At 30.6% G+C, this 9,810-nt stretch carries 7 protein-coding genes and 2 pseudogenes; 6 read left to right on the top strand and 3 right to left on the bottom strand.

Annotated features, from left to right (window positions below):
• The 3 genes and pseudogenes from ACIQ11_RS05970 to mnmE all read left to right on the top strand — a co-directional run.
• Nucleotides 1-282 (top strand): annotated as a pseudogene (locus tag ACIQ11_RS05970) (gliding motility-associated ABC transporter substrate-binding protein GldG); the annotation flags it as partial.
• A gap of 70 nt (nt 283-352) precedes the next feature.
• Nucleotides 353-1,471: a DNA polymerase III subunit beta gene (dnaN, locus tag ACIQ11_RS05965; protein WP_291242309.1), complete on the top strand. Its 1,119-nt coding sequence runs from the start codon at nt 353-355 to the stop codon at nt 1,469-1,471.
• A 438-nt stretch (nt 1,472-1,909) separates the two neighbouring features.
• Nucleotides 1,910-3,316, top strand: a complete 1,407-nt coding sequence (gene mnmE, locus ACIQ11_RS05960) for a tRNA uridine-5-carboxymethylaminomethyl(34) synthesis GTPase MnmE (protein ID WP_396153727.1) — start codon at nt 1,910-1,912, stop codon at nt 3,314-3,316.
• Between the two features lie 63 nt (nt 3,317-3,379).
• Here mnmE and ACIQ11_RS05955 read toward each other — a convergent pair whose 3' ends face one another.
• Nucleotides 3,380-3,877 carry a hypothetical protein gene (locus ACIQ11_RS05955; RefSeq protein ID WP_396153725.1) on the bottom strand — a complete coding sequence of 166 codons (498 nt, stop codon included), beginning with the start codon at nt 3,875-3,877 and terminating at the stop codon, nt 3,380-3,382.
• Between the two features lie 80 nt (nt 3,878-3,957).
• On the opposite strand from ACIQ11_RS05955, the gene ACIQ11_RS05950 reads away from it, so the two are divergent.
• Entirely contained in the window at nt 3,958-6,054 is a 2,097-nt protein-coding gene (locus ACIQ11_RS05950; protein WP_396153723.1) for an LTA synthase family protein, read from the top strand.
• A gap of 39 nt (nt 6,055-6,093) precedes the next feature.
• Here the strand turns inward: ACIQ11_RS05950 and pafA are convergent, their stop codons facing one another.
• On the bottom strand, nt 6,094-7,701 hold the full coding sequence (pafA, locus tag ACIQ11_RS05945) for an alkaline phosphatase PafA (RefSeq protein ID WP_396153721.1): 1,608 nt from the start codon (nt 7,699-7,701) through the stop codon (nt 6,094-6,096).
• A gap of 95 nt (nt 7,702-7,796) precedes the next feature.
• On the opposite strand from pafA, the gene ACIQ11_RS05940 reads away from it, so the two are divergent.
• Entirely contained in the window at nt 7,797-8,852 is a 1,056-nt protein-coding gene (locus ACIQ11_RS05940) for a Fic family protein (RefSeq protein WP_396153719.1), read from the top strand.
• A gap of 9 nt (nt 8,853-8,861) precedes the next feature.
• Here the strand turns inward: ACIQ11_RS05940 and ACIQ11_RS05935 are convergent, their stop codons facing one another.
• Entirely contained in the window at nt 8,862-9,509 is a 648-nt protein-coding gene (locus tag ACIQ11_RS05935) for a protein-L-isoaspartate(D-aspartate) O-methyltransferase (RefSeq protein ID WP_396153717.1), read from the bottom strand.
• 201 nt (nt 9,510-9,710) lie between these two features.
• Between ACIQ11_RS05935 and ACIQ11_RS05930 the strand changes: the two are divergent.
• A pseudogene (locus ACIQ11_RS05930) lies at nt 9,711-9,810 on the top strand (gfo/Idh/MocA family oxidoreductase); the annotation flags it as partial.

Here is a 9,810-nt window from a genome sequence, read left to right as displayed (position 1 = left end):
GAAATATTGACTGGCGCACCTATTGAATTAGGATATGATAAATACACCAGTCAATATTTCGGAAACAAAGAATTTATACTAAATAGCGTAAATTATTTATTAGACGATAACGGACTTATTAACATTAGAAGTAAAGATGTCACCCTTCCTTTATTAGATAAACAAAGCGTTCAAGACAACTACAGTCAAACACAAATGCTAACTGTGGCGTTACCCATTGTGTTATTAGGAATTTTTGGTTTATTATTTACCTACTTAAGAAAGAAAAAATATAATCGTTAGTTGTTAATAAGTATATTTTTAGATTTAATTGTAACCCATTATATTTGTAAAAGAAAAAAATTAGAAAATGATGAATTTTATAGTATCCAGTTCGTATTTATTGAAACAATTACAAGTTTTAGGAAGTGTTATTAATAGTAACAACACCTTACCTATTCTTGATAATTTTTTATTTGAATTAGATAATAATCAATTACACGTTTCAGCTTCCGATTTAGAAACTACTATGTCGGCAAGCTTAGAAATTGAATCAAACAGCAAAGGAAGTGTTGCTATACCAGCAAAATTGCTATTAGATATTTTAAAAACGTTTCCAGAGCAACCCTTAACGTTCACAGTTGAAGAAAACAGTACTGTTGAAATTAGTTCAAATTCTGGTAAATATGCGATTGCATATGCTGCTGGTGAAGAATTTCCAAAAGCAGTTGCGTTAGAAGACCCTTCTACAACTATTGTTCCTGCAGAAGTATTAGCAACAGCAATTGGTAAAACCATTTTCGCAACAGGAAACGACGATTTACGCCCTGTTATGAGTGGTGTATTTTTTCAATTTTCTACAGAAGGATTAATTTTCGTAGCTACAGATGCACATAAATTAGTAAAATATGCTCGAGCAGATGTAAAAGCATCTCAAAGTGCCGAATTTATTATGCCTAAAAAACCTTTAAATATTTTAAAAGGAATTTTAGCCACTTCAGATGCAGAAGTTAAAGTAGAATATAATGATTCTAACGCTACCTATTCATTTGAAAACTACATCTTAACGTGTCGTTTAATTGATGGAAAATATCCAAATTACGAAGCAGTAATTCCAAAAGAAAATCCAAATAAATTAATATTAAGTCGTGTTACTTTTTTAAATTCGGTTCGTCGTGTAGCTATTTTTGCTAACAAAACTACGCACCAAATTCGTTTAAAAATTGCAGGAACAGAATTAAATATTTCAGCAGAAGATATAGATTATTCAAACAAAGCAGACGAACGTTTAACGTGTGATTACCACGGAGACGATTTACAAATTGGTTTCAATTCTCGTTTTTTAACCGAAATGTTAAACAACCTAACAAGTGATGAAATTCAATTAGAAATGTCATTACCAAACAGAGCCGGAATCCTTACTCCTATTGATGGATTAGATGAAGGCGAAACTGTTACTATGTTAGTAATGCCAGTAATGCTTAATAACTAAAAAAATTACAACCAACCTAACTACTATTTAAAACCACAATTGCTTTTAGCTTTTGTGGTTTTTTTATTGGTGTTTGGGTACACAGATGAAGCAGATTAGAATGAATTAAACTGATTTTTTAATTTGATAATTCGTTACATAAAAATAAACCCAACGTTTGTCACCCTGAAAGGGTCTCACGCAATACGCTTCACTTTTGTAATTAAACAAACTAAAAGAGATCCTTTCAGGATGACAAACGTTGTGGTCATTGTGTGTGGTTACTGAGTTACTCAAATCTTCCGGTGGCTGAGGCACTCGAAGCCACCGGAAATTTCAATGGCAGCTTCGAGAGCCTCAGCCACAAGTAACTAATTAACTCCTCAAAAAAAACTATTCACTTATTACTACTTACTAATAACTAAAATTTTATCTTTGCCAAGAAACAAAACGTATCATATGATTTTACAAGAAACCATAGTTGCCTTAGCTACGCCATCTGGCGCTGGAGCAATTGCTATTATTCGATTATCTGGGAAAGACGCTATTAGTATCGCTACCGAGGTATTTCAATCGGTTTCTGGTAAAAATATTGCGGTGCAAAAAACGCATACCATTCATTTAGGACATATTATGGATGGTGCAAAAACATATGATCAAGTATTACTTTCCATTTTTAAAGGTCCAAATTCATATACAGGCGAAAATCTAGTAGAAATTTCTTGTCACGGTTCTGTTTTCATTCAACAACAAATCATTCAATTACTGCTTCGTAAAGGAGCGAAAATGGCGCAAGCAGGAGAATTTACTTTACGTGCCTTTTTAAACGGAAAATTAGATTTATCGCAAGCAGAAGCTGTTGCCGATTTAATCGCATCAGATAACGAAGCAAGTCATCAAATTGCTATGCAACAAATGCGTGGTGGATTTAGTAATGAAATTGCGAAACTTCGTGAAGAATTATTAAACTTTGCTTCCTTAATTGAATTGGAATTAGACTTTGCTGAGGAAGATGTTGCTTTTGCAGACCGAACCGCTTTTAACGAATTATTAGCACGTATAGAATTTGTTTTAAAACGTTTAATTGACTCATTTGCAGTAGGAAACGTAATTAAAAACGGTATTCCTGTAGCCATTGTAGGCGAACCCAATGTAGGTAAATCAACCTTATTGAATGCTTTATTAAACGAAGAACGCGCCATTGTTTCTGACATTGCGGGAACCACCCGAGACACCATTGAAGATGAACTGGTAATTGACGGCATTGGTTTCCGATTTATTGATACCGCTGGAATCCGTGAAACGAAAGATGTGGTGGAAAGCATCGGAATTCAAAAAACATTTGAGAAAATTGAACAAGCGCAAGTGGTTCTTTATTTAATTGATAGTTTACAATTGATAATTGAAAATGAAAACAAATTTAAAATTGAAATTGAAAAAATCAAGAATAAGTTTCCTCAAAAACCACTTGTAATGATTATTAATAAAATAGATTTTTTAAACGAAGAGCAACATAAACTCCTTTCAGAAAAATTATCCATTATTAATTATCCATTATCCATTTCAATTTCTGCCAAAGAAAAAACAGGCATTGACGAACTTAAACACACCTTGCTTTCATTCGTAAACACAGGTGCTTTACGAAATAATGAAACCATTGTAACCAACTCACGTCATTACGATTCGTTATTAAAAGCGTTAGAAGAAATTCAAAAAGTAAAATGGGGCTTAGATGCTGGAATCTCATCTGATTTAATGGCAATTGACATCAGAAGTGCTTTATATTTCTTTGGTGAAATTACGGGTGAAGTAACTAACGATGAGTTACTTGGCAATATTTTTGCTAACTTCTGTATCGGAAAGTAACATGAAAAAAGCCAATTCAAAATGACTTCTAAATTGGCTTTACTATTATAAATAATGTTTTAATTAATCCTCGTCCGTTTCTTCTATCGTATTCGTTTCTAAATTAGTTCCAACGGTTGCGTTAGCTCTAATTTCTGTATGACGAACTTCTCCACCAGTTGTACCCGTTTGTTTTCCTAAGAACACAGCCACTAAAGCGACAACAAAAGCAAAATAAGAAACTAAATTTGCTTTAGCGTGCTTTTTAAAATTTAAATACAATCCTACTAAAGAAATTCCCGCTAAAACATACAATACTAAAGCCAATTTCTCAGCCATTTCTTCATGTTCATGAATAATTTGATCCGTTATAGAAGGTAAATTTTCAGCAATTTCTTCGGCTCCTTCGCCAGTAAACATACTCGCAAAGCCAAAAATAGCCGAAATACAAAAAAGTACATACGCTACATTTTTTATAACGTTGTTTTTCATTACAATCCCTGAAATTAAAATTCCTAATCCAAAAATGGTTCCAATAATTGGAAAGTGGTTTACCACCATGTGTACATGTGCATCGTTCATAATAATATGTTTAATTTAATTATTGTTTTAAAATTAACTTAAAGTTAATTTATTGTATATTTGATTAAAATTTTAAACTCATGAAAAGCATTCTAAAATATCATTTAGTATATACAAATATAGCGATTTTTTATTTGATTGTAAGCTTTTTAACCCGAATAATTTTACTATTTCATCCTATCACACAAAGTAAATTTTCTGGTATAGAAATCTTAAAAATTTTTGGATTTGGACTTGTATCCGATTTGTTTATTTTCGTATTTGTAGGTACGGTTTTATGGTTATACTTGCTGTTTTTATCCAATTCAAAATTTAAAAAACCTTACGGATATATTATTTTAGGTGTATTTGTATCAATTTTACTTTACATTCTTTCTGGTAAAAGTATTTTAAGTGAATACGGTGGTGTAGTTCCAGAAATAGGAATTGCTTTTGTAAGTTTAAAAACTATATTTTTTGCAGCCTTATTGTTTAATGAAAAATACAGAAAACAAATTCGGTTAGCTTTATTTTCTTTAACTATTTTCTTATTTGTTTTATTAATTATACAAAATGCAGTTAGCGAATTCTTCTTTTGGAATGAATTTGGTGTAAGATATAACTTCATAGCTGTAGATTATTTAGTGTACACCAATGCTGTTATTGGAAATATTATGGAATCTTATCCAGTGGTGCCGCTTTTTGCATCAGTAGGTATATTATCGTTTGCAGCTACATATATAATAATAATAAAATCAAAATCGTATTTGGAGAATTTACCTAATTTTTCAAATAAACTAAAAATTATTGGAGTACAAATACTATTGCTCGGTAGTGCTTTCCTTATTCTTCCTGTTATTACTTCTCAACAAAATAGTTCGAATGTATTTGCAAATGAACTACAAAGTAATGGGCTTCAAAAATTCTATAAAGCATTTACCAATAGCGAATTAGATTATTTTGAATTTTACGAAACGCTCCCCGAAGAAGAATTGGCGCAATTTGAGGCAATAGTGAATGTGAATTATAAAAATAATACGATTAACATTACTTCTGAAGGAACGGAAATAAAGAAAAATGTTGTATTAATAACCGTAGAAAGTTTAAGTGAAGAATTTATGAAACACTACGGAAATCAGAATAACATTACACCTTTCTTAGATCAATTAGCTGAAGAAAGTCTGTTTTTTACCAATCTATATGCCACTGGAAATAGAACCGTTAGAGGATTAGAAGCGGTTACCTTATGCTTACCACCCACTCCTGGAGAAAGTGTAGTAAAACGAAAAGACAATAAAAACAAATTTACTACAGCTAGCGTTTTTAATTCTAAAGGGTATACTTCAAAATTTTTATATGGTGGCGATGCGTATTTTGATAATATGCAAGACTTTTTTGGAGGAAATGGATATGATATTGTAGACAAATCCAGCTTAAAACCAAACGAAATTTCATTCTCTAATATTTGGGGCGTTTGTGATGAAGATATGGCTAAAAAAGCGATTCAAGTTATGAATGAAGAAGCTAAAACAGGGAAACCTTTCTTTAATCATTGGATGACAGTAAGTAATCACCGACCTTTTACTTATCCAGAAGGAAAAATTAGCATTTCAGGTACTGCAAAATCAAGAGAAGGTGGTGTTATGTACACCGATTATGCGTTGAAACAATTTTTTGAAATGGCAAAAAAACAAGCCTGGTTTAAAAACACAGTATTTGTTATAGTAGCCGATCATTGCGCCTCAAGTTCTGGAAAAACGGAATTACCAATGGATAAATATAGGATTCCTGCCTTTATTTATGCTCCTGGATTTATTCAACCGCAAAAGATTGACAAATTAGTTTCTCAAATTGATGTAATGCCAACCGTTTTAGGTATTTTGAACTTTAAATACCAATCTAAATTTTTCGGAAAAGATGTTTTAAATACAAATTACATACCAAGAGCTTTCATTGCAACCTATCAAGATTTAGGATATATAAAAGATGATGTTTTAACGATAATTTCACCTATTAAAAAAACAAAACAGTTCGATTTAATTCAACAAAAAAACGAAGCGTTAACTACTGAATACAGTATTATTTATGAAGAAAAACCGAAAACAAAAATAGATGATAAATTGAGAAAAGAGACCATTGCCATCTATCAAACCGCCTCTCATATTTTAAAAACAAAAAAATATGAGAAAATTAAATAGTTAATCAAAAAAAGCACTGAAATTCAGTGCTTTTTTTATCTATTTAAGTATTTCTTCTAAAACTTCAGATTGCGTGCCGTTTGGCATGGTTATTTTTAACTTTTGAGCTAAAGTTGGCGCTATTTGTGTAATTGTTTTTTTGCTAAACGATTCTCCTTTTTTAATTTTCCATCCATAAAACAGGCAAGGCACGTGTGTGTCATAAGAATAAGGCGAACCGTGCGTAGTTCCTGTTGAAGAATATTCCATAAAACCAGGCTTAAATAACAAGACTAATTCGCCGTTCTGTTTTGGATCATAACCATTTGAAATAATTTGTAACAATTGATTATTTGAACCCGAATTTTGAATTTCTTCTTCTGTAAAAACATTACTAATAAAGTTTTGCGAAAGTAAAAACGTTTTGAATTTTTGTTTTACATCATTTAAAACAAGTCCCTTTTGATTTACTTTTTCTTTATTTATAAAAATATTGAAATTTGAATAATCTAATAACAAATTTTCGCCAAACGTTTTTTGAGAAAAATCGATAATACTTTGTTGTATGTTTTTACTATTTAAAGTTTCTACCTCGTATTTATTATCTTTTAAATACGTAGCGTTTTCAGCACCAGCATGATCTGCTGTCAAGAAAACTAAATAGTTTCCTTTGCCTACTTTTTCATCTAAATATGATAAAAAATCGGCTATTGTTTCATCTAAACGTAAATACGTGTCCTGTAATTCTATGGAACGTGGGCCTAAAACATGACCAACATAATCTGTAGAGGAGAAACTTAGAGTTAAAAAATCAGTAATTTCATCTGCACCCATTTTCTCATTTTCGATGGCTTTTTTTGCAAAATCTGCAATTAAATTATTGCCGTATGGTGTAGTTCTTAATACTCCGGCATCATTATTTGTAAACATTTCTTTCGTATCGTATGGAAAAAAAGGTGTTTTCTTAAATAATTTCCCTTCGTATGGATTGTTATCGTTTAAACTTTCGTTGTAAATTTCTTTTGGTTTAAATAAATCCCAACCTTTTTCAATATATTTTAAATAGTTTTTTTCTTCATTAAATTGAATCGTCCAATCTGGTAATTTATTTCCATAAAAAGAACTCGAGATAAAATTTCCTGTTTTTGTATACCAAAACGCCCAGTCAGCAAAATGTCCGGCTGGTAAAATTGCCCCTCTGTCTTTAATACTGATTCCAATTACCTTACTTTTAAAATTTGTAGCTAATTTTAATTCATCTGTAATTGTTGTGCTAAAAAGATTTTTTGGCGACATTTTTCCTTCAGATTCCGTTCCTTCTACTAAAGTGCTAACGGATGCATCATCAGTACAATACATTTCTTTGCCAGTAGCTTTATTAAACCAATCGTTACCTACAATTCCGTTAACATTTGGTAACGCGCCAGTAAAAATCGCTGCGTGCCCAGGAGCTGTATATGTTGGCATATAATTGTAATGCATATTATGAAAGGTGAATCCTTTTGCCATTAATTTTTTAAAACCATTGTTTGAAAAATCATTTGAAAAACGATACAGGTATTCCGTTTTCATTTGATCTACCACAATTCCAACCACTAATTTTGGTTTCTCTTGTGCATTTAAAACAAAACTGAATAAAATTAAAAAGAAATATAAATGCTTTTTCATAAAATAAATTTTTACAAATATATGAAAAAATAGGGGAAATATTTTTTCAGAACAAAAAAATATGACTAAATTTGTCAAGACAAAAAAAGTAACTAATGAAAAACATATTAAGAAACGCCAGATTAGAAAATCAATTACGAACAATTGATGTTGCAATAGCGCTTGATATTGATCAATCTTTAATCAGTAAATATGAAAATGGTTCAAGAAAACCAACCAAAGAACAACTGCTAAAATTGTCAGAAATTTTACAATTAAATTACGAAGACTTATTAATTACTTGGCTTAAAGAAAGAATTTATGACGAAATAGGTCAAGATGAATATGCTTTAAAAGCAATGATGATTGCTGAGGAAGAAATTAGATATTATGCATCATTTAAAAGACAGAAATTATCTGACGATTTAGAAAATATTCTTTTAAAAATAGATGAACTAAAAAAAGAATTAGATAGATACAGAAATAACGATAGTTTTAGAATTACTCAAGCATTAGAATTAGAATACACTTTTGAAAGCAATAAAATCGAGGGCAATACTTTAACCTTACAAGAAACAGATTTTATAATCAACGAAGGACTTACTATTTCTGGAAAAAGTATGCGTGAGCATTTAGAAGTTTTAAATCATAATGAAGCTATTGATTATATTAAAGATTTGGTTCAAAATGAAATTTCAATTTCTGAAAGACAAGTGCTATCCATTCATAATTTAATACTGAGAGGTATTTATCCGGAAGATGCTGGAAAATATAGAAAAGCGCAAGTTATGATAAAAGGCAGTAAACATTTACCTCCACAACCTTTTTTGGTTCCAAAAGAAATGGAAGAACTCTATTTATGGTACTTTGAAAATAAAAAAAGGTTACACCCAGTAATTTTAGCTGCGGAAATGCATGAACGTTTGGTTTGTATTCACCCTTTTATTGATGGAAATGGAAGAACTTCGCGCTTGTTAATGAATTTAATTTTACTTCAAAATGGCTATGTTATTGCTAATATCAAAGGTGAATTAATGTCCAGAATGAAGTATTATAACGCTTTAGAAAGTTGTCATGCAGAAAAAAATAAAGAAAACTTTTTATTATTTATTGCGCAAACAGAATTAGATTGTTTGGAACGCTATATTTCAATTTTAAAACCGTCAAATTAATTGGCGGTTTTAATTTTTATTTTCTAATAAGGGTACAAATTTAAAATCCCCATATTCGGTTTTTTCAAATTGCGTTTCGTTTTTTCGTATCAAAAGGGTCATAATTTGCTCTGTTTCTCCAACAGGAATCACTAACCTACCACCAATTTTTAATTGCGACATTAATGCCTGAGGAATTGATGGTGCACCGGCCGTTACAATAATACTGTCAAACGGAGCATAATCTGGCAAACCTTTATAACCGTCTCCAAATGAAAGCAATTTTGGAATAACGTTAATGCTTAATTTCGAAAGTAAATTTTTTGTTTTTTTAAACAATTCATTTTGTCGTTCAACAGAATATACTTTAGCTCCCAATAAACACAAAACGGCTGTTTGATACCCACTACCCGTGCCTATTTCCAAAATTTTATGATCTTTTTCTACTTGTAATAATTCCGTCTGAAAAGCTACGGTATAAGGTTGCGAAATGGTTTGGTCTGCTCCTATAGGAAACGCTTTGTCTTGGTAAGCAAAATTTTCAAAACTAGAGTCAATAAACAAATGACGAGGAATTTTGGCAATAGCATCCAATACATTTTTATCTGTAATTCCCTTTTCTTCTAACTGTTTTACGAGTTGATTTCTAAGCCCTTGATGTTTGTTTGTATCTTTCAATTTTTGAAGTAAATTAGTGATGTAAAATTAGATGGAATTTTCCCAAAAAACAAGAAAATTAAACACCAAAATCTAAAACCAAAATTAAAATCTGAAAATTAAATTGTTAAGAAAAAATTGAAATCTGAAAATGTTGGAATTTGGAATTTTAAAATCTTGTAAATTCTTATTTTATTACTATTTTTGATGAAATTTATTTTTATGTTAAAAGTCGGAGTTTTAGGTGCTGGTCACTTAGGAAAAATACATTTACGATTATTAAATCAGTCAGAAAAATACGAATTAGTTGGTTTTTTTGATC

The sequence above is a fragment of the Flavobacterium sp. genome (assembly GCF_044361065.1).
GTDB lineage: Bacteria > Bacteroidota > Bacteroidia > Flavobacteriales > Flavobacteriaceae > Flavobacterium.
Note: the sequence above shows the minus strand (reverse complement) of the source record. Positions and strands in the feature narration are given on the sequence as shown.